Here is a 23705-nt window from a genome sequence, read left to right on the forward strand (position 1 = left end):
GGCTTGGGAGGATCGTCGTGTCAGGGCCGTTCAGCGTGCCTCCCCAGCCCGAAGGCGTGACCACCGCGGCCGAATTCGTCGCCGCGCTGGGCCGTCTCCGCCAGTGGTCCGGGCTGACCTACCGGCAGCTCACGGCCGCCGCGAAGGCGTCCGGAGACATGCTGCCCACCAGCACGATCGCGGGGGCCCTCGGGCGCACGACCCTTCCCAGGGAGGAGTTCGTGGCGGCCTTCGTACGGGCCTGCGGGCTCGGCGAGGCCGAGACGGCGCGCTGGGTGGCGCACAGGAAACGGCTGGCCGCCGGCATGACGCCTCCGGCCGATCCCCACGACGCGGCCGCCGGCCCGGACTGGCCGCCCGTCCCATCTGAGCAGCCCGGCCCGGATGGGCGGTCCGATCAGGCCGATCGTTTCGAGCCGGGCGGTCTCGACGGGCGCGAACAGGCCGACCCGGCGGACCCCGCCGTGCCCGGCGACCCGGCCGGAGACGCCGCACGGCCGAAGACCCGGGCGCTGCGGCGGTTCGTCGTGGCCGGGGCCGGCGTCCTGGTCCTGCTCCTCGCCACGGGCGCGGCCCTGGCGCAACTGCGTGTCTCCTGGGCCGGCGGCGACGCGCGGCCCTCGGCCTCCCCCGCCGCCACGACGACCGGGAGCGGCCGAACCCCACCCTCCGCCTCCCCCGCCGCCCCGACGGCCGGAAGCGGCCGCACCCCGCCCGACGGGTGGTATCACGTCGTCCCGTCACATGTCGCCGACCGCGACCTGTGCGTCGGGGAGGGACGCGAGCGCAACAGGCGAACCGACCGGCCGCTGGCCGTCCAACGGCCCTGCCGGGGTCTCGTCCCCGACACCTACGTGAAGTCGGTCGGCGGCGGCGCCTACGAGATCCAGTGGCACCATCCCAAGGAGGGCGTCGGCTGCCTCACGGTCGACGAGGCGCTGACCGGCCCGGGCGCGCTGATCGCCCCCGAGAACTGCTCGGGGGCGGCGAACCAGCGGTTCCTGCTGAAACCCGCGGGGGCGGGGTTCGCCCTGCACCCCCTGCACAGCGGGTTGTGCCTGGGAGCGCTGTACGGCGAGCCCGACGTGGCCCCCGGCGCCGAGCTCGCCCAGGAGTCCTGCACCGGGCGGCGCGACCAGGAGTTCCTCTTCCGTTCCGTGCCCGTCCCGGCCTGGACCCGCGCTCACCGCACCCGCCCGGCCCACGCCTGATACCGGCCGGCGGTCACCCGCGTCGTCCGGGTTCCCCGCCGTACAAGGGTGAGGTGCGCCCATACCCTCCTATGATCGTCAACGCATGGGTTCATCACCTGGAGCACCGATCGCGCGGAAGGCGAAGAATGACGGAGACAGGACGCGTTCCTGAGGGTGTTGATCCGAAAGTCCCGAGCGTGGCGCGCATCTACGACTACTTCCTCGGCGGCAAGGACAACTTCGCCTCCGACCGCCAGGCCGCCGACCAGGTCATCCGGCTCGGGCGCGAGCAGGGGTACGACATCCCCGCGCTGACCCGCGCCAACCGCGCCTTCCTGGTGCGGGTGGTCAGGGAACTGGCCGAGGCCGGCGTGCGTCAGTTCCTCGACATCGGGACCGGGCTGCCCACGCAGCAGAACGTGCACCAGGTCGCCGCGATGTTCGGTCCCGGTTCCCGCACCGTCTACGTGGACAACGATCCGACGGTTCTCGTGCACGCACGCGCCATCCTCGCCGACACGCCCGACACCGTCGTGGTGAAGGGCGATCTGCAGCGGCCCGGCGAGATCCTCGCCGACGAGCGGGTCCGCGCCCACCTGGACTTCGACCGGCCGGTGGCGATCCTCGCGCTGGCGGTCCTGCACTTCTTCACCGACGACGCGGAGGTGAGCCGGATCGTCTCGAATCTGCGGGACGGACTGCCCTCCGGCGGCTACCTCGCCATCTCCCACACCTATGTCCGCCGCTCCGACCAGAACAAGGTGGAGAAGGCGCAGTCGGTCTACGGCAGGACCTCCGCCGGGGGCTTCGTGCACCGTGGACCCGAGGAACTCGCCGCCATGCTGGACGGCATGGAGGTTCTGGAGCCCGGCGTCGTGCCCGTCGAGCTCTGGCGTCCCCGCTACGACCAGTACCCGGGCGACCCCGGCAACAGCGGTTACATCGGAGTCCTGGCCCGCCGCCCCTGAGGCCTCGCCGGTCTTCTCCGCCTTCTCCGCCTTCTCCGCGCGCCGTCAGCGAAATGTCAGCGGCTGACGGCCGCCCTCAGGGCCGTGTCAGCGCCGCTCCGCAGAGTGGAGGCGCACACGATCGGAGGAGACGCCATGGGCTATGCGATCCAGGCCGAGGGCCTGGCGAAACGGTACGGCGATACGAGGGCGCTCGACGGGGTGGACCTCGAGGTGCCGCAGGGCCGCCTCCTGGGCGTCCTGGGCCCCAACGGGGCGGGGAAGACCACTGCGGTGCGGATCCTGGCGACGCTCGTGCGGCCGGACGGGGGCGGGGCGCGCGTGGCGGGGTTCGACGTGGTCCGGCAGGCGCACCAGGTGCGTTCGCTCATCGGGCTGACCGGGCAGTACGCCGCCGTCGACGAGACTCTGACCGGGGTCGAGAACCTCGTGATGATCGGCCGCCTGCTTGGCCTGACGAGGGCGGACGCACGGCGCCGGGCCGACGGCCTGCTCGACCGCTTCGCGCTCACCGACGCGGGTGGGCGGGCGGCCAAGACCTACTCGGGCGGGATGCGCCGCCGGCTCGACCTCGCCGCGAGCCTCGTGGGCCGCCCCCAGGTGCTGTTCCTGGACGAGCCGACGACCGGTCTCGACCCGCGCAGCCGCACCGAGCTGTGGGGCGTCGTCCGGGGCCTCCAGGACGAGGGCGTGACCGTCCTGCTCACCACGCAGTACCTGGAGGAGGCCGACCAGCTCGCGGACGACATCGTGGTGTTCGATCACGGAAAGGTGATCGCGAGCGGCACGCCGGACGGCCTGAAGGCGGCGACCGGGGGCCAGGTCCTGGAGGTGCGGCCCATCGAGGCCGCCCACCTCGATCTCGTCCGCCGCGTGGTGGCCGACGTGCTCGACGTCACGCCGGAGGTCTCCCAGGGCCAGGTCACGGCCCCGGTGCGCGACCCCGCGGCCGTCCCCGCGATCGTACGGCGCCTCGACGACCTCGACGTGGTCGCGGCGGAGCTGTCGCTGCGCCGGGCGAGCCTCGACGAGGTGTTCCTCGCGCTGACCGGGCACCGCGCCCAGGCCGAGGATCAGGTGGACAAGGATCAGGCGGACGAGGAGCAGGACGCCGAGGCCGCGGCGTGAGGCCACGACGGGAGTCACAGGACGCGCGAAGCGACGAGGAGAGCACATGACCACGATCACCCGTACCGCGCCCGCGGTCGCGGCGTCCTCCCGGCCGGGCGCGGGAGCGGCCCTGCGCCACACGATGACGCTCGCCTGGCGCAGCCTGGTGCAGATCAAGCACAACCCGATGGAGCTGCTCGACCTCAGCGTGCAGCCGATCATGTTCCTGCTGCTGTTCACCTACGTGTTCGGCGGCGCGATCGCGGGGTCCACGGGCGACTACCTGCAGTTCGCGCTGCCCGGCCTGGTCGCCCAGAACATGCTGTTCGCGAGCATGACCACGGCCGTCGGATTGAACGTCGACATCACCAAGGGCGTGTTCGACCGGCTGCGCAGCCTGCCGATCTCCCGCTCCGCCCCGCTGGCCGGGCGCATCGTCGCCGACACGCTGAAGCAGGTGTGGGCGTTCGCCCTGTTCCTCGGGCTGGGCCTGGTGCTCGGGTTCCGCGTGCACACGGGGATCGCCGGGGTGCTCGGCGCGCTCGCGCTGCTGCTGGCGTTCGCGCTCGCGATGTCGTGGATGGCGGTGCTGGTCGGGGTCACGGCGGCGAGCATGGAGAGGGTACAGATCCTGATGGTCTCGCTGATGATGCCGATCACCTTCACCAGCAACGCCTTCGTCGCCACCGACACCATGCCGTCCTGGCTGCAGAAGTGGGTGGAGGTCAACCCGGTCAGCCACCTGGCGGACGCCGTACGCGGGCTGCTCGGCGGCGGGCCGGTCGCGCCGGACGCCACGATCTCGCTGCTGTGGGCCGCGGGCATCACCGTCGTCTTCGCCCCGCTCGCCGTCCGCGCCTTCCGCAACCGCGCCTGAAAGGACGGCGCCCGGGCGGCTCACGGCCCGGCGGACGCGAAGGCCAGCACCTCGTCGCGCCTCATGGCGCGCCCGCGTTCGCGGCACCGGGAGAACTCCACGGACCCGAGCACGGCCCGCACGGCGTCGGCCACCCTCCGGTGGTCGATGCTCAGGTCGTGGAGGAACCCGCGGACGGCCTCCGCCCCGCCGAGGATGACGGCGGCCCGCGCGTGGTCGCCCTCGTGGACGGCGAGCGCCGCGTGCCCGGCGAGCACGTGCCCGATGACCGGGGCGTCGTTGGACTTCACCGCGAGGGCCAGTGCTCTGTCGTGCAGGACGCGTGCCGCCGCCGCGTCTCCCTCCTGCTCGGCCAGCATGCCGAGCGAGGTCGTCAGCGTCGCCTCGAACTGCGAAATGGCCGGCGTGGATTTCAGCAGCCGGACGGCCTCGTCGTAGTGGCGCCGCGCCGTCACGAGGTCGCCGTCGGCCCTGGCGAAGTCGCCCCGCACGTGCCGCACCCCGGCCAGCCCGATGGGGTCACCGGTGGCGCTACACAGCCGCTCGGTCTCCCGCAGAGCCGCCTCGGCGGCCTCCCGGTCACCCGCCGCGCTCAGCGTGACGGCCAGGCGGGTCCGCAGGCACGGCGTCTCCTCGACGGCCCCGACCTCCTCAAGGAGCGCGATCGCCTCCTTCATCAGGGGCACGGCCTTCCGGAGGTCGCCGCGCATCGCGTTCGTCTCCGCGAGGGCGCTCAGGCAGTTTCCCACCCCCCACCGGTCTCCGACCGTCCTGAACTTGTCGAGCGCGAGCACGAGGTCGGCCTCGCCCTCCTCGGAACGGCCCGCGTTGAAGTACAGGTGCGCGCGGAAGATGCGGGCGGAGGCGGCCACCCAGACGTCCGGATGTCCGAGCAGCGGCTCCAGCTGGGACTCCGCCTCCTCCTGCAGGCCGGAGAACATCGACATGATCGGCACCGCGATCGCCACGAGGGGGTGGCGGACGTCGCCCCGGATGTCGCGCGCGTAGCGGACCGTGACCGCCAGGCTCCGCCCGGCCTGCCCCACGTTCCCCTCCCCGCCCGCACTGGTGATGCCGTGCACCGCGTGGGCCAGCGCCAGCCGCGCGGGGTCCGCGTCGTCGCCCGCCAGGGTCAGCGCCTCCGCCGACCGCTGGGCGCCCTCCAGCCGGTGGCCGGACAGCCACCAGTACCACCCGAGTCCGCCGACCAGGCGCAGCGCGAGGTCCGCCTCGGCCTCCTCGCAGGCCCATCTGAGGGCCGCCGACAGGTTGTCGTGTTCCGCCGACAGCCGGGCCAGCCACTCGAGCTGCTCCCCACTGCGCAGGTGCGGCTCGGCGGCCTCGGCGAGGCGGGCGAAGAACTCGGCGTGGGCGAGCCGCACCTGCCGCTCGGCGCCCGACTCGGCCAGGCGTTCCGCGGCGTACGCCTTGATCGTCTCCAGCATGCGGTAGCGGCCGCCGTCGAACACGACCAGCGACTTGTCCACGAGCCTGCCGAGCACGTCGATGTCGCCCTCGCAGACCTGCTCGGCGGCCTCCAGCGTGGCCCCGCCCGCGAACACCGCCAGCCGCGCCGCGAGCGCGCGCTCACCGGCGTCGAGCAGGTCCCAGCTCCACTCCACGACCGCGCGGAGCGTCTGGTGGCGGGGCATCGCCGTACGGCTTCCGCCGGTGAGCAGACGGAACCGGTCGCCGAGCCGCTCGGCGATCTGCCCGGCCGACAGCGTGCGGAGCCGGGCGGCGGCCAGCTCGATGGCGAGCGGCATGCCGTCGAGCTCGCGGCAGATGCGCTCGACGGCGTCGCGCTCGCCGTCCACCGCATAGCCGGGCCGTACGGCGGCCGCCCGCTCGGCGAACAGCCGCACGGCGTGACCGGCGCCGAGCGGCCCGACCGGCCAGAGCCGTTCTCCGGTGATGCCGAGCGGCTCCCTGCTGGTGGCGAGGACGCGCAGGCCGGGGCACTCGGCGAGGAGCCGGTCGGCGAGCGCGGCGGCCTGCTCGACCACGTGCTCACAGTTGTCCAGCACGATCAGCGTGTCGCGCGCCGCCAGAGCGGAGACGAGCCGGGTCACCGGGTCGGACTCCCCACCCGGCGCGGACGGCATGGCGGGCACCGCGCGCACGGGCACCAGGCCGGTGTCGCGCAGGCCGAGCGCGGTCAGGACGGCCTGCGGCACCTCCGCCGCGTCCCCGACGGGCGCGAGCTCGACCAGCCAGACACCGTCGGGCACGCTGCCGGCGATCGCCTCGGCCGACTCCACCGCGAGCCTCGTCTTGCCCGCACCACCCGGGCCGAGCAGCGTGACGAGGCGGTCGGAGGCGAGGAGTCCGCCGATCCTTTCGACGTCGTCGTCCCGGCCGACGAAGCTGGTCAGCCGGGCCCTCAGGTTGCCCCGGCGCGCAGGGTGCGGCGACGGCCGGGCTGCCCCGGCGAGCGCCTGCTCCACCCGGGCCGGCCCTGTGGGCGTCACCGGCGGCCGGGTGTCCTCCTCGGAGGGCTCACCCCTCAGCATCGCGAGATGGAGCCCGGCCAGCGCGGGTGAGGGGTCGGCCCCGAGCCGGTCGGCGAACACGGACCGTGCCTCCTCGTAGGCGGCCAGCGCCTCGACCCGGCGGCCCGCCCCGTAGAGGGCGCGCATGAGCTGCCCGTGCGGCCGTTCCCGCAGCGGATGGGTGGTGACGAGCAGCCGCAGCTCCGAGATCAGATCGGCGTGCCTGCCCAGGGCCAGCTCCGCCTCGATCCTGTCCTCCGCGGCCGCGATCCTGAGCTCCTCCAGCCTGGCCACCTCGACCTCGGCGTTCGGCAGATCGGTCAGCGGAGCGCCGCGCCACAGGCCGAGCGCCTCACGCAGCAGGCCGGTGGCGCGGCCCGGATCGCCCGCGGCCAGCGCCGCGGCGCCCTCCCCCGCGAGGCGGGCGAACAGGTGGAGGTCCACCTGGTCGGGGGAGACTGCCAGGCGGTAGCCGGACGGCCCGCCGACCACCAGGCCGCGGTCGACCGTGGCCCGCAGCCGGGACACCAGCGCCTGCAGGGCGTTCCCCACGCCGCTGGGCGGGCGGTCGTCCCACACCCCCGCCACGAGCGCCTCGGTGGAGACGACGCGCCCGGCGTCCAGCAGCAGGAGCGTCAGCAGGGCCCGCAGCCGCTGCCCGCCGACCTCGACCGGCCGCCCGTCGCGCCGTACGTCGAGGGGGCCCAGAACGGCGAAGCTCATGCCCGCTCCCGGCGTGTCCCCCTGCATGCCTCGATTGTGGCGGATAAGGGCGCCCGGAGCCTCACACCCCCACATACCGGCTCTCCGCGCGTACGGATCGATTCGGGAGAACACGGAGGTCAACGCCTCGCGGGGGCCCGGTCATCGGTACGGATCACCGCGATCCGGTCGGGGCACGTGTCCAATCCGCGTAGCATCATCGGGCATGGGGTCGCCGAGAAAATCAGCGGTCACGCGAGCCGCCGTCACGGTGACGGCGCTCACGCTGGCCGCGTCGGGCTGCGGAATCCTGGGCGGGGGATCGCCGAGGAACCTCGACGTCATCAGCGTGTCGAGCCCGCAGTTCCGCGACGGCGCCCCCCTGCCGGACGACTACTCCTGTAAGGGGGGGCAGGGCAACCCGCCTCTCCGCTGGTCGGGCACGTCGGGCGCCAAGTCGGTGGCCCTCGTGGTCGACGACAACAGTCCCCGCAGCGGCCCGGAGGTGCACTGGGTGGTGTTCGACATCGACCCCGCGACTACCGAGCTGGGCATGGACGACGTCCCCCGGGGCGCCCGGCAGGGTATGACGTCGAGCGGGAAGGTGGGCTATGCGCCCCCATGCCAGGCCGACGGCAGCTACCGTTTCACTGTCTACGCGCTGAACACGAAGCTCGACCTGAAGCAGGGCGCCGACCTCGCGGAGACCCTGGAGGGCATCGCGAGTCACACCATCGCCCGTGGGCGCCTCACGGCGAACACGATCGAGTGACATGCTGGGCACCGGAGGTAGTCGTGCTACACCAATCTTCACCTAGGGTGTGACAACGGTCATTGTGGTCGAGCAGAATCGGATCCAATTGCTGAGCGCAGGTGATCAAAGGGGGCAGGTCGCGTCGATGGCCGCGCGATCTCACCGGCGCCGCAGAAAGGCCATGGCCTTGAGGGTGGTGCTATGACTGCGGTCATTTCGGGTCTTGTCGCCGTCGTGCTTCTCGTGCTGCTGGTCGTGGCGCTGGGCATGCGGTCGATGAACCGCAGGGAGAGCGCTCTCTCCGCCGAGCGCATCAAGGCGATGGCCGAGAACAAGGGACCCAAGCCCCGGCGGCCCGCCGAGGAGACGTTCTTCGAGAGCTTCCCCAAGGGGTTCGACGCCTTCGAGGAGCCGGAGAAGCAGCGTCCGGCGCCCCGCCCTGCCCCCCGCCCCGGCGGGCGGCAGGCGGCGCGGCCCGCGCAGCGCGGCGGCAAACAGCCGGCCGCGGCCCGCGGCAAGCGCGGCGTCGACGAGTGGGGCGGAGCCGACGACTACGACGACGACTACTGGTCGCGCGTACGCGCCGACGAGGGCGGCTTCGGCGGGACGATCGCCGCGAGGATGGCCACCCCCCGGCCGGTGGACGAGACCGAGGGCGCGGCCGGCGCCGCGGCCCAGGCGGCCGAGCCCGACGCCGCGACCGTGCAGGCCCCCCTGCCCGCCCGCCCCGCCCGCCCCACCCGCGCCCGGCGCGCCGGCGCCGACGAGCCCGTGCCTCCCGGCGCCCCCGTCTCCGCCTCGGCTCTCGCCGACCAGAAGACCGTCACCTTCTCCGCGCCGACGCCCGATCTGCTCGACGGCCCCGCCGCTCCGGCCGGCTCCCCCTCGACCGGTCCCTTCGACGCGAGCCGCACGACCGGCCCGTTCGACTCCCCCGCGGTGAGCGGCGCCCCCGCGTCCGCGGCCGGCGACCCCTTCGCGGCCGCCGCCGGGACCGAGTCGGGCGCGCCTGGCACCTCCAACCGCAGGTCGAGCAGGTCCGGCCGCTCGTCGCGCGCGGCGGCCCGCCGCGCCGCCGCCGCGGCCGCCGGCGAGACCGGGCAGGCCGGCGGCTCCTACGACAGCCAGCGCGCCACGGGCCCGTTCCCGTCGTCCCCGAGCGCGGGCTCGTACGGGACGCAGCCGGGCGCCGACCCTCTGGGGATCGCGGCGACCACCGGCCCGTTCGGGGCCCCCGCCTACGACACGCCCGCGGGCACCGGGCCGTTCGCCTCGCAGGGCGGCGCGGGCTCCAACGACGGCCGTGCGACGGGCGGCTACGACACGGCGCCGTCCTCCCCCATCCCGGCCACCGGGTCCTTCGCCGCCGGCGCGTACGACGCGGCCCGCACGAGCGGCTCGTTCGAGGCCGCCTCGCCGGCCGACGCCCTCGCCGGCCCCCGCTCCACCGGCGGCTCCTTCGACGCGTGGGCGGCGAGCTACGACACGCCCCGGTCCGACGCCTACGATCAGTCCCGCACCGCGACGGGCCCGTTCCGCGCCGCCGACGCCTCGCCGTCGTACCCGGCAGGCGCCGGTGGCACCGGCTCCGGCGCTCCGGCGGCCGGCCCTGCCACCGGAGCGGGCGCCACCGACCCCGGCTGGCCGGTCGCCGGCAGCTACCCACCTGTCCCCGCCGCCTCCTCCCCCACGACGGACTCCTCCTGGTCGGGCGCCCGCGACGTGCTCGACGACCCGGAACCACCGCGCGGCGCGTCCTCCTGGCCCAACGCGGAGACCTACCAGACCCCCGCTTACGACGGCTACTCGTCCACCTACCCGGCCGAGGGCGGCTACCCGGCCGCCTCGGCGCCGCCGCCCGCCGCGCCCTCCACCCCGTCGTACGAGGTGAGCACGGGCTGGGCGACCATCGACGCCTCGGACACGGTGACCGGCTCGGGCCCGGGGACCGCCTCGCCGTACGAGTCGGCGGGTTACGACGCGCCGTCGGGGCAGAGCCAGTACGGCTACGACCGGCAGCAACAGCAGGGATACGGCGGCGCCCAGCCGTCGTGGCCCGAGCAAGACGCCGGCGGAAGCTGGCCCTCCTACGACGAGGCCCACGACACCTCCACCTCGGCGAGCGGGCGGCGGCGGGGCAGCCGCCACCGCAACCCGGAGAGCGACTATCCCGACTACTACCGGTGATTTTCCCGTTCCCTGCCTGGTGACGGCCTTCGCGGCTGACATATTGTCAGCCCATGACAATCAGTGACGACACGATCTCGCCACGTAACTGGAAGTCCGTGCTCCGGCACGATGTGCCCGCATCGCTGGTGGTCTTCCTGGTGGCGGTGCCGCTGTCGCTCGGCATCGCGGTCGCGTCCGGCGCGCCGGTGGCGGCCGGGCTCGTCGCCGCCGTGGTCGGCGGCGTGGTGGCCGGCGCCCTCGGCGGGTCCGTCGTCCAGGTGAGCGGTCCGGCCGCGGGGCTGTCCCTGGTGGTCGCCGAGCTCGTCCACACCTACGGCTGGCGCGCCACGTGCGCCATCACGGTGATGGCCGGCCTCCTCCAGTTGGTCCTCGGCGGGCTCAAGGTGGCGCGGGCGGCGCTCGGGGTCTCCCCCGCGGTCGTCCACGGCATGCTCGCCGGGGTCGGCGTGGTGATCGCGCTGTCCCAGTTGCACATCGTGCTCGGCGGCTCGCCGCAGCGCTCCGCGCTGGAGAACGTCCTCGAACTCCCCGCCCAGATCCTCGACAACCACACGCACGCCGTCATGATCGGCGTGCTGACGATCGGGGTCCTGCTCGTGTGGGGCCGGATCCCCCGGCTGCGCGCCGTGCCCGCCCCGCTCGCCGCGCTGATGGCCGCCACGCTGACGGCCGCGGTGACGGGCTGGGACCTCACGAAGGTGGACCTGAAGGGCGGGTTCTCCTCCGTCCAGGGACCTCTGATGCCGCAGGGAGACTGGCACGCGATCGCCGGGGCCGTCCTGCTCGTCGCCCTCCTCGCCGGAGTGGAGTCGCTGCTGACCTGCGTGGCGTCCAACCGCTTGCACGACGGTCCCCGCGCCGACCTCGACCGCGAACTGACCGCGCAGGGCATGGCGAACGCGGTGTCCGGCGCGCTGGGCGGCCTTCCCGTGGCGGGCGTCGTCGTGCGTACGACCACCAACGCGCGGGCGGGCGCCCGGAGCCGCTGGTCCACGGTGCTCCACGGGGTGTGGGTGCTGCTGTTCACCACGGCTTTCGCCTGGATGATCACACTGATCCCCCTGGAGGCGCTCGCGGCGTTGCTGCTGTTCATCGGCCTGCAGATGGTCAACCTCGGGCACGTCCGCAACCTGCGCAGCCACCGCGAGATGCCGGTCTACTTCGTGACGATGGCCGGAGTCGTGCTGATCGGCCTGGCCGAGGGCGTGGCGATCGGCCTCGGGCTGGCCGCCCTGCTCGCCCTGCGCCGCCTGGCCTGGGTCTGTGTCGACGTACGGCAGGCGGGCGAGCGTCGCTGGCGGGTCGTCGTCACCGGGTCGCTGACGTTCCTCGGCGTGCCCCGGCTGACCGAGGCGCTGCGCGGCATCCCCGCGGGGGCCGCGGTCGAGCTCGACCTGCACCTCGACTTCATGGACAACGCCGCCTTCGAGGCGCTGCACGCCTGGCGGCTTGAGCACGAACGCACCGGCGGTGTCATCGACGTGGACGAGCCGCACGGCGAGTGGTACTCCGCCGCGATCAACGGCGTCCGCCTGTTCCCGGCCAGGATTCCGCCCCGGCACGACCGCTGGTGGCTGCCCTGGGCCTACCGGCGCCACTCCCGTCCCATGGACGCCGGCGCGGGGAACGCCGGGTCCTACGCCGTGATCGGCGCGGACGGCGGGAGCCACGACGGCGTCCCCGTGCTCTGCGAGCCGCAGGGCGTGCCGGACCTGCTGGAGGGGACGCGGGAGTTCCAGCGCAGGACCGCGCCGATGGTCCGCCCGGTGCTCCACCGCATGGCTCGCAAGCAGTCGCCGTCGCACCTGTTCATCACCTGCGCGGACTCCCGCATCGTGCCGAACATCATCACCGCGAGCGGTCCCGGCGACCTGTTCACGCTGCGCAACATCGGCAACCTCGTGCCGCGCGCCGGTGCCGTCCCCGCCGACGACTCGGTCGCGGCCACGATCGAGTACGCCGTGAAGGTGCTCGACGTGCGCACGATCACGGTCTGCGGGCACTCGGGATGCGGCGCGATGGCCGCCCTGCTGGGCGAGGTGCCCGACCTGCCCGCGCTGCGCAACTGGCTGCGACACGGGCGGCAGAGCCTGGCCAGGTTCGTGGCCGCCGAGCCGTGTGACGACGACGCCGGGCCGCTCGACCGGCTCTGCCGGACCAACGTGATCCAGCAGCTCGACAATCTGCGTACTCACCCGTTCGTGGACACCCTCGTGCGTGCCGGGAAGCTGGAGCTCACGGGCCTGTACTTCGACATCGGCGCGGCGCGGGTGCACCTGCTGGAGCAGGAGCGCTTCACGCCGGTCCCCGAGCTGCGCACCGGCTGAGCCGGCCCGGCCGAGCTGGTCCGGCCGAGCCGGGCGAACGGCCGTGCGGCGGCGCGCCGGGGGGCGTTCCGGCTTCCGCTGTCAGCAGATCATGTCCGCCGACCGTGAAACGGGGCAGACGTGTGACGCGGGCGGGCCAAGGATGACCGTTATGAAGATTCTGGTCATCGGCGGTTCGGTGTTCCTCGGACGCGCCATAGTGGAAGAGGCGCTGCGGCGCGGTCATGAGGTCACGACGTTCAACAGGGGCAGGAGCGGAACCGACCTGCCCGGTGTGGAGGCGGTGCGCGGCGACCGCGAGAGCACCGACGATCTGCGGCGGCTCGCCGACGGCAGGCAGTGGGACGCGGTGATCGACGTGTGCGGGTTCGTCCCCCGCGTCGTCCTGGAGTCGGCACGCACGCTGTCGGGGCACGCTCCGCACTACACGTTCATCTCCAGCATCTCCGCCTACCCGGACTGGCCCGACAAGTCCGGCCTCGACGAGACCTTCCCCCTGCACGAGTGCCCGCCGGACGCGGACGCCGAGTTCGGCGACTACGGCGTGCTGAAGGCCGGTTGCGAGCGGGCGGTCGAGCAGCACTTCGACGGCGCCGCCCTGGTCATCCAGCCCGGCCTGATCCTCGGCCCCCACGAGAACGTGGGCCGGCTGCCCTGGTGGCTCACCCGCATCTCCAGGGGTGGGCGGGTGCTCGCCCCCGGCGACCCGGCGCTGCCGATGCAGCTCATCGACGCCCGGGACATCGCGGCGTTCACCCTCGACCAGGCGGCCAGGGGCACGACCGGCCGCTACATGACGGGCGGGGTGCAGGGCAACACGACGTACGGCGGCTGGCTGAACGACTGCGTGGAGGTCACCGGCTCCGACGCGGAGCTGGTGTGGGTCGACGACAAGTTCCTGGTGGACCAGGGCGTGGAGATGTGGACCGAGCTTCCGCTCTGGTATCCGGAGGCGGACCGCCAGGGCGTGTGGACGCACTCCTCGGCGAAGGCCATCGCCGCGGGTCTCACCTGCCGGCCGGTGAGTGAGACCGTACGGGACACCTGGGAGTGGCTGAAGGACATCCCCGAGGAGCGGCGCAGCTTCGGCGGCCGGATGAACCACGGCATCGACCCGGAGAAGGAGGCGCGCATCCTCGCCGCCTGGGACGCCCGCTCCTGACCGCGACCGGCCCGCCCGCCCGCGGGCCGGCGCGCGGGCGCCGGTGGGCGCGAACTCGCCTGCCGGCGCCGAGCCGGCATACAGGAGCGGCGCCGAGCGGACGGGCAGGAGCGGTGGCAGGCAGGGCGCGCCGGGCGGCAGTGGACTCCCCTACCTGAGCTGTCCGCGGGGAGCCGTAGGCTGTCGGCCATGATCTGGGTGGTTGTGATCGTGGCCGTGCTGGTCGTTTTCGGGGCGCTCGGCGTGGCCGGGCGCCTGCCGGGGACCTCACGCCGGCGGTCCGCGCCACGCCCCTCGTCGGGCGGCCGCCCGTCAGGCCGCGCCGGTCGGACCGCGCGGCCCGGTGGGCGTGCCCCGGCCGGGACCGCGCGGCCGGGCACCAGGCCCGGTGGCGGCACCACTCCCGGCACGAGGCGCGGCACCACCTCCGGGGCCGGGGCGCGGAGCGGAGGCCAGGGTGGCGGCCGGGCTGCGGGCCGGACGACGGACGGCGAAGCGGGCGCGCGCGGCGGTGCGGCCACACAGGCCGGTCCGCGTCCGGGTGAGATCTGGTGGGCCGACGTGCCCTACGAGGACGGGCCGGGCCACAAGGTGCGCCCCTGCGTGGTGCTCAGGACACACCGGGGCGGCGCCGAGGTCCTGAAGATCACAAGCCAGGACCGCGGCGACCGCTCCGACCATGTGGAGATCCCCACCCGCACCTGGGACCCGGACGCCGACCACAACAGCTTTCTCGACCTCACCGGCCCGGTCCGCGTGCCCGTCGCCGACTTCCAGGACAGGGCGGGCACGCTCGACGCGCGCGTCTGGCGGCAGGTCTGCCGTCTCCACGAGATCACCCCGAACTGAGCCGTACCCCTCCGTGGCCGGGCCCGCCTACGCGACCGGCCGTCGGCGTCACCGTGACGACGCGGGCCCTTCCGGGCCGCCGCGCGGCGGCAGACCCGCGGCGATGCCGTCGAGCAGCCGGTCGAGCCCGTACGCGAAGCGGTCGTCGGTGCCCATGTACTCCCGCCCGCCCTCCTTCGTCATCCGCTCCAGCATGGGATAGTTCCCCGTCGCGATGAGCGACTGGATGTAGGACAGGTGCTGCGCCAGCCGCTGCGCCAGCGTGAGCCCCGACCGCCGGAGCGCCTCGGCCTCGGCCAGTTCGCTCTGGATGTAGCCGTGCACGTATGCGAAGACCGTGCCGACGAGGGTCAGCATCTCGTCGACGCTCAGGCCGAGACCGTCGAGCATGCCGAGGGCGGTCTCCGTCAGACGCGCGCTGGTCGGGCCCACCTGCGGGCGGCCGGCCGCAAGCGGCGCGAGCCACGGGTGGCGCAGCATGGTGCGCCGGGCCTGCCAGGCGAGCAGGCGGAGCCCTTCGGCCCAGTCGTCCGGCGGGCGCCGGTCCTCCGGCAGGTACTCCCCCACCACGGTGTCGACCATGAGGTCGAACACCTCGTCCTTGCTCGTCACGTAGCGGTACAGGGACATCGTGCCCGCCCCGAGCTCGGCGGCGAGCCGCCGCATGGAGATGGCCTCCAGCCCTTCGGCGTCGGCGATCCTGATCGCGGCCTGCGCGAGGGCGGCGCGGCTGAAGCTCGGCCGCGGCCCCCGAGCGGGGCGCTCGGGTCGCATCCACAGGTTCTCGTGGCCCGTCATCGTTGGTCGTCCCAGGTCGTCGCGCTATTGCGTACACCGTACCGGGTATGTAGGCTCGCATCGATAAAGTGAGTACGCCGTACTCAGTTTTTGGACTGCCGGACGAGGGGATTCCCCATGCCCGCAAGCCTCGCCGGGGACGACTTCAGGGCTCCCGGTCTCGAACTGTTCGACTTTCCGCCACTGTGGCCCGGCGCGCCAGACTGGCTGACCAAGCCCGTGGTGCTGGCCGGGGTCGGCGTGATCCTGGTGTGCGCGCTCGCGTGGGGGGCGTTCGCGCGGCCGTCGCTCGTCCCGCGCGGCCTGCAGCACCTCGGCGAGTACGGCTACCTGTTCGTCCGCGACCAGATGGCCCGGCCGTTCCTCGGCGCGGACGCCGAGAGGTGGATGCCGTTCCTGCTCAGCCTGTTCTCGGTGATCCTGCTGTGGAACCTGTTCGGCGTGATCCCGGGAGTGCAGTTTCCGGTGAACTCCCACATCGCCTTCCCGGTGGTGTTCGCCCTGCTCGTTTACGTGATCAAGCTCTATCTCGGCTTCCGGCACCACGGGGTGGGCGGATATCTCAAGGGCCTGATGTTCCCGCCCGGCCTGCCGAAGCCGCTAGCCCTCGTGTTCTACGCGCCCCTGGAACTGCTGCACACGTTCGTCTTCGCGCCGTTCACGCATGCCGTACGGCTGTTCGCGAACATGTTCGCGGGACACCTGCTGCTCGCGTTCTTCAGCGCGGTGGGATTCTGGTTCCTCGTCGAGCACCCCACGGTGCCGGGGGTCCCGGTGGGCCTCCTCGGCGTGGCCATGGCCGTCCTGATGACCGGGCTGGAGATCTTCATCCAGTTCCTGCAGGCGTTCCTGTTCACCATGCTGGCGGCCATGTACATCGGCAACGCCCTGAACCCGGACCACTGAAGCGGGGGGTTCGTACTCACCGGTAACTGAGTATCGGCGCTCATGCCCTGCAGGCGTACGCCGCGGACGATGTCATCATGGCGAAACCGGTGAAACCCTCGACGACGACGGCCTTCTACGTCCAGGCCGTCATCTCGTTCGCGATCTCCCTCGTGGGCCTGGCGGCCGGCATCCTCTACCTCCCGGTGACGACCTGGGTGCGCTCCTTCCTCGCGCTCGGGCTGATGTACGTGGTGACCTCGACGTTCACCCTGGCCAAGTGCGTACGGGACCGGCAGGAGGAGGCGACCGTCGTCAGCCGAGTCGACCAGGCCCGGCTCGACAAGCTCCTCGCCGAGCACGACCCCTTCCGTGCCGACTGAGGGCGAGCCCGCTCGACGCCAAGAGGCGGCCCCGGCCCGTCGCCGGACCGAGGCCGCCTGCGGCCGAAGGAACTCAGCCGTCCTTGCAGCCCTTGCCCGGCTTCGTGCAGTCAGAGCCCGGCCCGGCGCCGACGACGCTGAACTTCGCCGTTCCCACGTTGGAGGTGTTGCCTGCCTTGTCGGTGGCCCGGTAGCTCACGGTGTGCGCCCCCGGCTGGCCCACCGCCACCGGCTTGGAGTACAGCGCGAACGGCTGTCCGTCCAGGGAGTACTCCACTGTGGCCACGCCCGACTCGGTGTCGGTCGCCGAGATGGTGAGCGTGGCGGAGCCGACGTAGTTCCACGCCCAGTCCATGTTGCCGCCGAGCTGGGCCGACACCTGCGGAGCCGTGGTGTCCTTCTGCTCCGGCGCGACGACCTTGAAGGTCACCGACCCGACCGGCGAGGTGTTGCCGGCCTTGTCGGTCGCCCGGTATTGCACCGTGTGCGACCCGGTCTTGTTCACCGAGACCGGAGCCGAGTACGTCGCGAACGCCGCGCCGTCGAGCGCGTATTCGACCTTGTCGACGCCCGACTCGGTGTCGGTCGCCGAAACGGTCACGGTGGCCGAACCGACGTAGTTGCCGTCGGCGTCCTTGGTGCCGGAAACGCCGGCCGACACCTGCGGGGCCGTGGTGTCCTTGGCCGGCGGGACCACGACCGTGAACGTCACCGACGCCACCGCCGAGGTGTTGCCCGCCTTGTCCGTGGCCCGGTAGCTCACCCGGTGCGCACCCGGCTGGTCGACCGTCAGCGCCTTCGAGTAGACCGCGAACGGCTGGGAGTCGAGGGAGTACTCGACCGTGTCGACACCCGACTCGCTGTCGCTCGCCGAGATCGTGACGGAGGCGGAGCCCACGTAGTTGCCGTTGGTGTCCTTGTCACCGGTCACCTGCGCCGACACCTGCGGCGCGGTCGTGTCCTTCGCCGGCGGCGCCACGACCTTGAAGGTCACCGACCCGGCCGGCGAGACGTTGCCGGCCTTGTCCGTGGCCCGATACTGCACGGTGTGCGACCCGGCGGTGTTCACCGACACCGGAGCCGAGTACGTCGCGAAGGCCCCGTTGTCCAGCGCGTACTCCACCCTGTCCACGCCGGACTCGGTGTCACTCGCCGAGACGGTCACCGTCGCGGAGCCCACGTAGTTGCCGTCGGCGTCCTTGTCACCGGACACCTGCGCCGACACCAGCGGAGGCGTGGTGTCCTTCTGCTCCGGCGCGACGACCTTGAACGACACCGACGCGACGTCGGAGGCGTTCCCGGCCTTGTCGGTGGCCCGGTAACTCACGGTGTGGGCGCCCGCCTGCTTCACCGCCACCGGCGCGGAGTACAGGCCGAACGGCTGCCCGTCGAGGGAGTACTCGACCTTGTCGACGCCCGACTCGCTGTCGGTCGCCGAGATCGTGACGGTGGCGGAGCCCACGTAGTTGCCGTCGGCGTCCTTGTCACCGGCCACCTGCGCCGACACCTGCGGAGCCGTCGTGTCCTTGGCCGGCGGCGCGACCACCTTGAACGACACCGACGCCACCGCCGAAGTGTTGCCCGCCTTGTCCGTGGCCCGGTATTGCACCGTGTGCGACCCGGCCGTGTTCACCGACACCGGAGCCGTGTAGGCCGTGAACGCCGCGCCGTCCAGCGCGTACTCGACCTTGTCGACGCCCGACTCGGTGTCGGTCGCCGAAACGGTCACGGTGGCCGAACCGACGTAGTTGCCGTCGGCGTCCTTGTCACCGGCCACCTGCGCCGACACCTGCGGAGCCGTGGTGTCCTTGGCCGGCGGGACCACCACGGTGAACGTCACCGACGCCACCGCCGAGGTGTTGCCCGCCTTGTCGGTCGCCCGGTAGCTCACCCGGTGCGCCCCCGGCTGGTCGACCGTCAGCGCCTTGGAATAAAGCGCGAACGGCTGCCCGTCGAGGGAGTACTCGACCGTGTCCACGCCCGACTCGCTGTCGCTCGCCGAGATGGCCACCGTGGCCGAACCCACGTAGTTGCCGTCGGCGTCCTTGTCACCGGACACCTGCGCCGACACCTGCGGCGCGGTCGTGTCCTTGGCCGGCGGCGCGACCACCTTGAACGACACCGACGCCACCGCCGAGGTGTTGCCCGCCTTGTCGGTCGCCCGGTACTGCACGGTGTGGGAGCCCACCTGGTTCACCGACACCGGAGCCGAGTAGGTGGTGAACGCCCCGTTGTCCAGCGCGTACTCCACCCTGTCCACACCCGACTCGGTGTCGGTCGCCGAGACGGTCACCGTCGCAGAACCGACGTAGTTGCCGTCGGCGTCCTTCTCGCCCGACACGTTGGCGGACACCTGCGGCGCCGTCGTGTCGGTGGGGCCGCCGGGGGTGACCACGAGCTCGCCCACCATCTGGTGGCCGGGGATCGCGCAGAAGAAGCGGTATTTGCCGGGGGTGAGGTTCACCTGCACCTCGTGCCGGCCGCCGTCCGCGTCGTACGGGCTCGCGATGATGTTGACGTTGACGTCGTGGTTGTAGCCGGGCGTCGACGTGTCGAAGGTCAGCGTGTGCGTCATCCCGAACGTGCTGCCGGTCGCCATGCTGTTTTCGAAGACGATCGTCGTGGGTCCCGCGACGGCCGTGGTCGGCGCGTCCTTGTACGCGGTCATGCTGTTGTCGGCGGTCCAGGTGAGCACCTGCGCCGCCGCCTGGCCGACCTGTTGCCGCGCCTCGGGCTCCGGCGTGGCGGCCTTGGCCGGCGACAGCCACAGTGCCGGAAGCGCCACGCACAACAGCACCATGGCCAAGACGGCGTGTAGCGCCCTCCGTGGCCTTCCTGTCAGTAACTGCATCTGAGGTCGCACCTCACAGAACGTGCATGTGGGCGGGCGAACGGCGTCGCCCGCCAGGGTCATGGGGGGGTAGCCGGGCGGGTCTCCCCGCCCGGCTACCGGGTCAGAGCTCCCGCACCCGGATGTTGCGGAACTCCGCCAGGTCGGTGTTGCTGTGGTTCTGCAGCCCGATGAACCCGCTGACGAACTGACGCAGGTCCGTGGCGGGGTCGCCGGCGCGGGACGACGACTTGCCCGGGGTGTTGTCGAACTCGTTGATCACGACGCCGTTGCGGATGATCGTGTAGTGCTGCCCGACCACCCGGACCTCGTAGTCGTTCCACTGGCCCTTCGGGGTCGCCCCCGCCTTGTCCAGGGTGTTCGGCTGGAAGTTGTAGATCGAGCCCGTCTTCTGCGGCTCGCCCGTGTCGCCGTCGTAGATCTGGATCTCGTGGCCGCAGTAGACCGCGACCCACGCCTGCGACGTACGGGCCGATCCGACCGTGCCGCAGCTCCCGGCCGGACGCTGGTCCAGCGGGGTCCGCGGGTCGGGGAACCGGACGAACACGCCGGTGTTGGCACGGGCCGTGCCCGGCGCGACGTCACGGAACTGCAGCCGCACCGAGAAGTCGGCGTACGCCTTGTCGGAGTACCACAGCATGCCCATCCCGCCGGAGGTGCGGAGGGTGCCGTCCTGCTGCAGGGTGAACTGGCCGGTCGGAGCCTGCGACCACCCCTGCAGGGACTGCGCGGTCCCGTCGAAGATGGTCTCGTAGCCGTTCGTCTTGCCGATCTCGGACTGCGCCGCCGCCTTGCTCAGCGTGGTGGCCTCGCGGTTGTCGATGACGCCGGCCTTGCGGAACTCGTTCACCTGGTCGTTGACGTGGCTGACGAACTCGCCGTGGTTCGACCACATGCGCTCGTCGTCGATCAGGTCGTTGATCGTGCAGCCGCCGGCGACGACGCGGTTGGCCACGCCGGTGTCGGTGTCCAGCAGCCGGACCGTCGGCCGGGCGTCGGGCGCCGGGCAGCCGATCTCGACGGTGATCTCGCCGGTCGCCACCTCGCCGTCGGCGTAGGTGACCTTCAGCTTCGCCTTGTAGGTGCCGAAGTCCTTGTAGGTGTGCGTCGGGTCGGCCTCGGTCGACGGCTTGCTGCCGTCACCGAAGTCCCACTCCCACTTCACGCCGCCGGCCCTGGTGTGGGAGAACACCACGGTCTTCGGCGTGCTCTGCCGCTCCGGCCGCACCGTGGCCAGGCTCGGGTTCGGCGTCGCCGGACCCCCCTGGTAGGTGATGCGGATCAGCTTCTGGTTGGGGTGCAGGCTGAAGAAGCCACCGGCGTAGTCCAGCATGTAGAGGGCGCCGTCCTTGCCGAACTTGGCGTCCATCCACGACTGCAGCTGGGTGGCGCCGCCGCCGGGCTGGATGATGGAGCGCAGGTCCTCGGCGAAGACCGGCGGCTTCGCGTCCTTGACGCCCTTCGGGTCGACGGTGACGGCGACCCGGTTGTTCGCGTTGGACTCGTCACCGATGAACCACTTGTTGTCCCAGTACGCCGGCCACGCGACGCCGCTGTCGGTGTCGACCTCGGAGCGGTGGTAGGTCGGCCCGGACATGACCGCCTGGCCGCCGCCCGAGAGGTAGGGCTCGGTGAAGGTCTCGTCGCCCAGCTTGTAGGTCGGCAGGCCGCTGCCGTCGGTCCGCTTCGGGTAGACCGGGCCACCGCCCTGCGGCGAGTACCAGATCATGTTGTCGCGAGCAGGCGGGATGTCGACCAGGCCGGTGTTGCGCGGCGAGGTGTTCTTCAGGTTGTCGCAGTTGTACCAGTCGGCCGGCTGGCTGGCGTCGACGTTGCTGCGGTCGCGGTAGGGCTGCTTGTTGCCCATGCAGTAGGGCCAGCCCTGGTTGCCCGCGGACGTGAGGATCGTCGCGGTCTCGTACTTCGCCGGACCCCAGATCTCGCTCGGGCCGCCCGCGTCCGGACCGACCCATCCGGCGGTCAGCCAGTCGTTCACGTTGTCCCACTGGAGCCGCGCGATGTTGCGAACGCCCATCACGTAGATCTCCGGGCGGGCCTTGCCGCCGCCCTCTTCCTTACCCGTGAACAGGTTGCCCTTCGGGATCGTGTAGGTCCCGTCGGCCTCCGGGTGGATACGGATGATCTTGCCGTTCAGGTCGTTGGTGTTGCCGGCGGTGCGACGGGCGTCCTGGAACGAGGTGCCCTTGTAGTCCTGGGTCCAGTTGTTCCCGGAGTAACCGCTCGATCCGCCGGAGGAGTTGCTGTCACCGGAACCGACGTAGAGGTTCCCCTCCTTGTCGAAGGCCATGCCGCCGCCCGCGTGGCAGCAGCTGTGGATCTGGGTGTCCCACTGCAGCAGGTCCTTGCGGGTCTTCTGGTCGATCGTCTGGGTCGCGGAGTCGTAGGTGAACCGCGAGATCGTCCGCTTGCCGATCCGCTTGTCCCTGTCGATCGACTCGTGCGGCATCCAGTAGACGTACAGCCAGCCGTTCTCCTGGAACTTGGGGTCGGGCACGATGCCGAGGAGACCCTCCTCGTTCTTCACCAGCTCGTCGCCGCTGCCGCGGTTGCCCATGACGGCGAGGGTGGTGAGGAGCTTGACCTGCTTGGTCTTCGGGTCCCACTGGTGGATCGTGCCACAGCCGAGGCCGACCTTCGGGTTGTTCCAGTCGGCGATCGGGCCGGTGGGGCAGGCCGCCTTGCCGACGTAGAAGATCTTGCCGTCGGGGGCGACGGTCAGGCCGTGCGGCTCGCCGATCTGGTCGAGCTGGCCCGACTGGTTCTGCGCGGTCAGCCGCTCGGTCTTGTAGTTCGACGCGATGGTCGCCTGACAGTCGCCGCGGACCAGGCCGGCCGCCCACTTGATCGCGCCGCCGAGGTGGCTCTTGAACTGCTCGTCCTTGGTGTAGCTCTCCTCGGTGCCGCCCATGCCGGTGTAGAACGACCGGCCGCCGTCGTAGTCACGGCACCACGAGATCGGGTGGAAGGCTCCGTTGCCGTTCAGGCCCGCCTTGTAGGTCCACTCCTCGACCTGCGCGACCGTCTGGACCTTGCCCTGGGGGCTCGGGCTCCAGTTCATCCACTTGTCGGACCGCGTCGCGTTGAACGGCAGGCCCTTGTTCGCCGGGTGCTGGCGGTCGGTGAAGTCCACCGTGGCCTTCTGCACCAGGGTGTCCGGCGGAGGCCCGGCGTCGGGACCGAACAGCCGCAGCTCGGCCAGCTGGATGAGGGGCTCACCGCTGTTCGCCGTGATGTTCAGCCGGTAGTACGCGTACGCCGTGGTGTTGGTGAACTTGTATTCCTTGGTCTGGAACCGCGAGGGGAAGGTCTCTCCGGTCCGCTTGTCCAGGTCCGTCCAGCTCTTGCCGTCCTGGGAGCCCTGCAGCGTCCAGTCCTTCGGGTCACGGCCGGGGAAGTCGTTCGCCGAGGTCAGCGCGTAGTGGGCGATCGCCTTCGGCTGCTCCAGCTTCAGCGAGACCCAGCCGGTCGGGTTGAACGTCAGCCACTTGCTGTTGTTGTTCCCGTCGACCAGCTTCTCTTTGCTCTCGTTCGGCGGGTTGTCCCCGTTCGCCGTGATCTCCACGACCTTCTCGGCCGGGGGCAGGCTGCCGGCGGGGCGGGTGCCGACCAGCTCGGTGAACCAGGACGAGTCGGGCTGCGCGCGTACGGCGTCGTGGACGCCGACGAACCCGCCGCCGTCCCGGATGTACGCCTGGAAGGCGGCCTCCTGGGCGGCGTTCAGCGTCACGCCCTTGGCCGACAGGAACACCACGCCGCGATAGCGCGCCAGGTTGCTGGAGGTGAAGACGGCCGGGTCCTCGGACACCTCGACGGAGAAGCCGTTGTCCTTGCCCAGATTCTTGATCGAGTCCGCGGCCTTCTCGACCGGGTCGCTCTGTTCCTTGGCGGGTCCGTGGAACACCAGCACACCGACCGAATTGCCGCCCTTATCAGGCTTATCGGGCTTGTCGGCGTCTGGTTCGGGAGGGTTGGGCTTGGCCTGCGCCTGCAGTTGCGCGGCGGGGAGGGCCGGTGCGGCCTGCGCCTGCACGGCGGGGACCGTCGCCAGTCCCAGCGTCAGAGCGGCGCTCGACGCCGTGATCAGGGCGCGGCGCCAGGCGGGTGGCCGGGGGTGTACGAGCAGGTCTCTGCGACCCATCGTTC

The 23705-nt window shown here is 72.0% G+C and carries 15 protein-coding genes; 11 read left to right on the forward strand and 4 right to left on the reverse strand.

The genetic code is table 11. From position 1 onward, the window contains the following. Window positions 1-17 precede the first annotated feature (17 nt). The 4 genes from FLW16_RS11245 to FLW16_RS11260 all read left to right on the forward strand — a co-directional run bounded on the left by FLW16_RS11245 (window position 18) and on the right by FLW16_RS11260 (window position 4148). A complete protein-coding gene (locus FLW16_RS11245; RefSeq protein WP_142559943.1) occupies window positions 18-1211 on the forward strand; it encodes an XRE family transcriptional regulator in 1194 nt (397 codons plus the stop codon). 128 nt (window positions 1212-1339) lie between these two features. Beyond that, window positions 1340-2161 carry an SAM-dependent methyltransferase gene (locus tag FLW16_RS11250; RefSeq protein ID WP_142559944.1) on the forward strand — a complete coding sequence of 274 codons (822 nt, stop codon included), beginning with the start codon at window positions 1340-1342 and terminating at the stop codon, window positions 2159-2161. Window positions 2162-2296: 135 nt separating this feature from the next. Next, window positions 2297-3289: an ATP-binding cassette domain-containing protein gene (locus tag FLW16_RS11255; protein WP_142559945.1), complete on the forward strand. Its 993-nt coding sequence runs from the start codon at window positions 2297-2299 to the stop codon at window positions 3287-3289. A gap of 46 nt (window positions 3290-3335) precedes the next feature. Then, on the forward strand, window positions 3336-4148 hold the full coding sequence (locus tag FLW16_RS11260; protein WP_142559946.1) for an ABC transporter permease: 813 nt from the start codon (window positions 3336-3338) through the stop codon (window positions 4146-4148). Between the two features lie 20 nt (window positions 4149-4168). Here the strand turns inward: FLW16_RS11260 and FLW16_RS11265 are convergent, their stop codons facing one another. Next, window positions 4169-7390 (reverse strand): BTAD domain-containing putative transcriptional regulator, encoded by a 3222-nt coding sequence (locus tag FLW16_RS11265; RefSeq protein ID WP_185949365.1) that lies wholly within the window; start codon window positions 7388-7390, stop codon window positions 4169-4171. Between the two features lie 178 nt (window positions 7391-7568). Here FLW16_RS11265 and FLW16_RS11270 point away from each other — a divergent pair, with 178 nt between their 5' ends. The 5 genes from FLW16_RS11270 (at window position 7569) to FLW16_RS11290 (ending at window position 14624) form a co-directional block, all read left to right on the forward strand. Then, on the forward strand, window positions 7569-8114 hold the full coding sequence (locus tag FLW16_RS11270) for a YbhB/YbcL family Raf kinase inhibitor-like protein (protein ID WP_142559948.1): 546 nt from the start codon (window positions 7569-7571) through the stop codon (window positions 8112-8114). A 183-nt stretch (window positions 8115-8297) separates the two neighbouring features. Then, a complete protein-coding gene (locus FLW16_RS11275; protein ID WP_142559949.1) occupies window positions 8298-10283 on the forward strand; it encodes a hypothetical protein in 1986 nt (661 codons plus the stop codon). A gap of 53 nt (window positions 10284-10336) precedes the next feature. Continuing rightward, window positions 10337-12613, forward strand: coding sequence for a SulP family inorganic anion transporter (locus FLW16_RS11280; protein ID WP_142559950.1), 2277 nt, complete (start codon window positions 10337-10339; stop codon window positions 12611-12613). A gap of 151 nt (window positions 12614-12764) precedes the next feature. Beyond that, entirely contained in the window at window positions 12765-13775 is a 1011-nt protein-coding gene (locus tag FLW16_RS11285) for an NAD-dependent epimerase/dehydratase family protein (RefSeq protein WP_142559951.1), read from the forward strand. A 189-nt stretch (window positions 13776-13964) separates the two neighbouring features. After that, the gene (locus FLW16_RS11290; protein WP_142559952.1) at window positions 13965-14624 is read left to right on the forward strand and encodes a type II toxin-antitoxin system PemK/MazF family toxin; all 660 of its coding nucleotides are present in this window, start codon (window positions 13965-13967) and stop codon (window positions 14622-14624) included. Window positions 14625-14672: 48 nt separating this feature from the next. On the opposite strand, the gene FLW16_RS11295 is transcribed toward FLW16_RS11290, so the two are convergent. After that, window positions 14673-15422, reverse strand: coding sequence for a TetR/AcrR family transcriptional regulator (locus FLW16_RS11295; protein WP_142559953.1), 750 nt, complete (start codon window positions 15420-15422; stop codon window positions 14673-14675). 117 nt (window positions 15423-15539) lie between these two features. Between FLW16_RS11295 and atpB the strand changes: the two genes are divergently transcribed. Both atpB and FLW16_RS11305 read left to right on the forward strand, forming a co-directional pair. Further along, window positions 15540-16328 (forward strand): F0F1 ATP synthase subunit A, encoded by a 789-nt coding sequence (gene atpB, locus FLW16_RS11300; protein ID WP_142559954.1) that lies wholly within the window; start codon window positions 15540-15542, stop codon window positions 16326-16328. A 77-nt stretch (window positions 16329-16405) separates the two neighbouring features. Then, window positions 16406-16690, forward strand: a complete 285-nt coding sequence (locus tag FLW16_RS11305) for a YiaA/YiaB family inner membrane protein (protein ID WP_142559955.1) — start codon at window positions 16406-16408, stop codon at window positions 16688-16690. A 73-nt stretch (window positions 16691-16763) separates the two neighbouring features. Here the strand turns inward: FLW16_RS11305 and FLW16_RS11310 are convergent, their stop codons facing one another. Both FLW16_RS11310 and FLW16_RS11315 read right to left on the reverse strand, forming a co-directional pair. Beyond that, window positions 16764-19475 (reverse strand): OmpL47-type beta-barrel domain-containing protein, encoded by a 2712-nt coding sequence (locus tag FLW16_RS11310; RefSeq protein WP_221891021.1) that lies wholly within the window; start codon window positions 19473-19475, stop codon window positions 16764-16766. 169 nt (window positions 19476-19644) lie between these two features. After that, complete coding sequence (locus tag FLW16_RS11315; protein ID WP_142559957.1) at window positions 19645-23700, reverse strand: ThuA domain-containing protein; 4056 nt, start codon at window positions 23698-23700, stop codon at window positions 19645-19647. Window positions 23701-23705: the final 5 nt, after the last annotated feature.

The sequence above is a fragment of the Microbispora sp. KK1-11 genome (genome assembly GCF_006874435.1).
Classification (GTDB): domain Bacteria; phylum Actinomycetota; class Actinomycetes; order Streptosporangiales; family Streptosporangiaceae; genus Microbispora; species Microbispora catharanthi.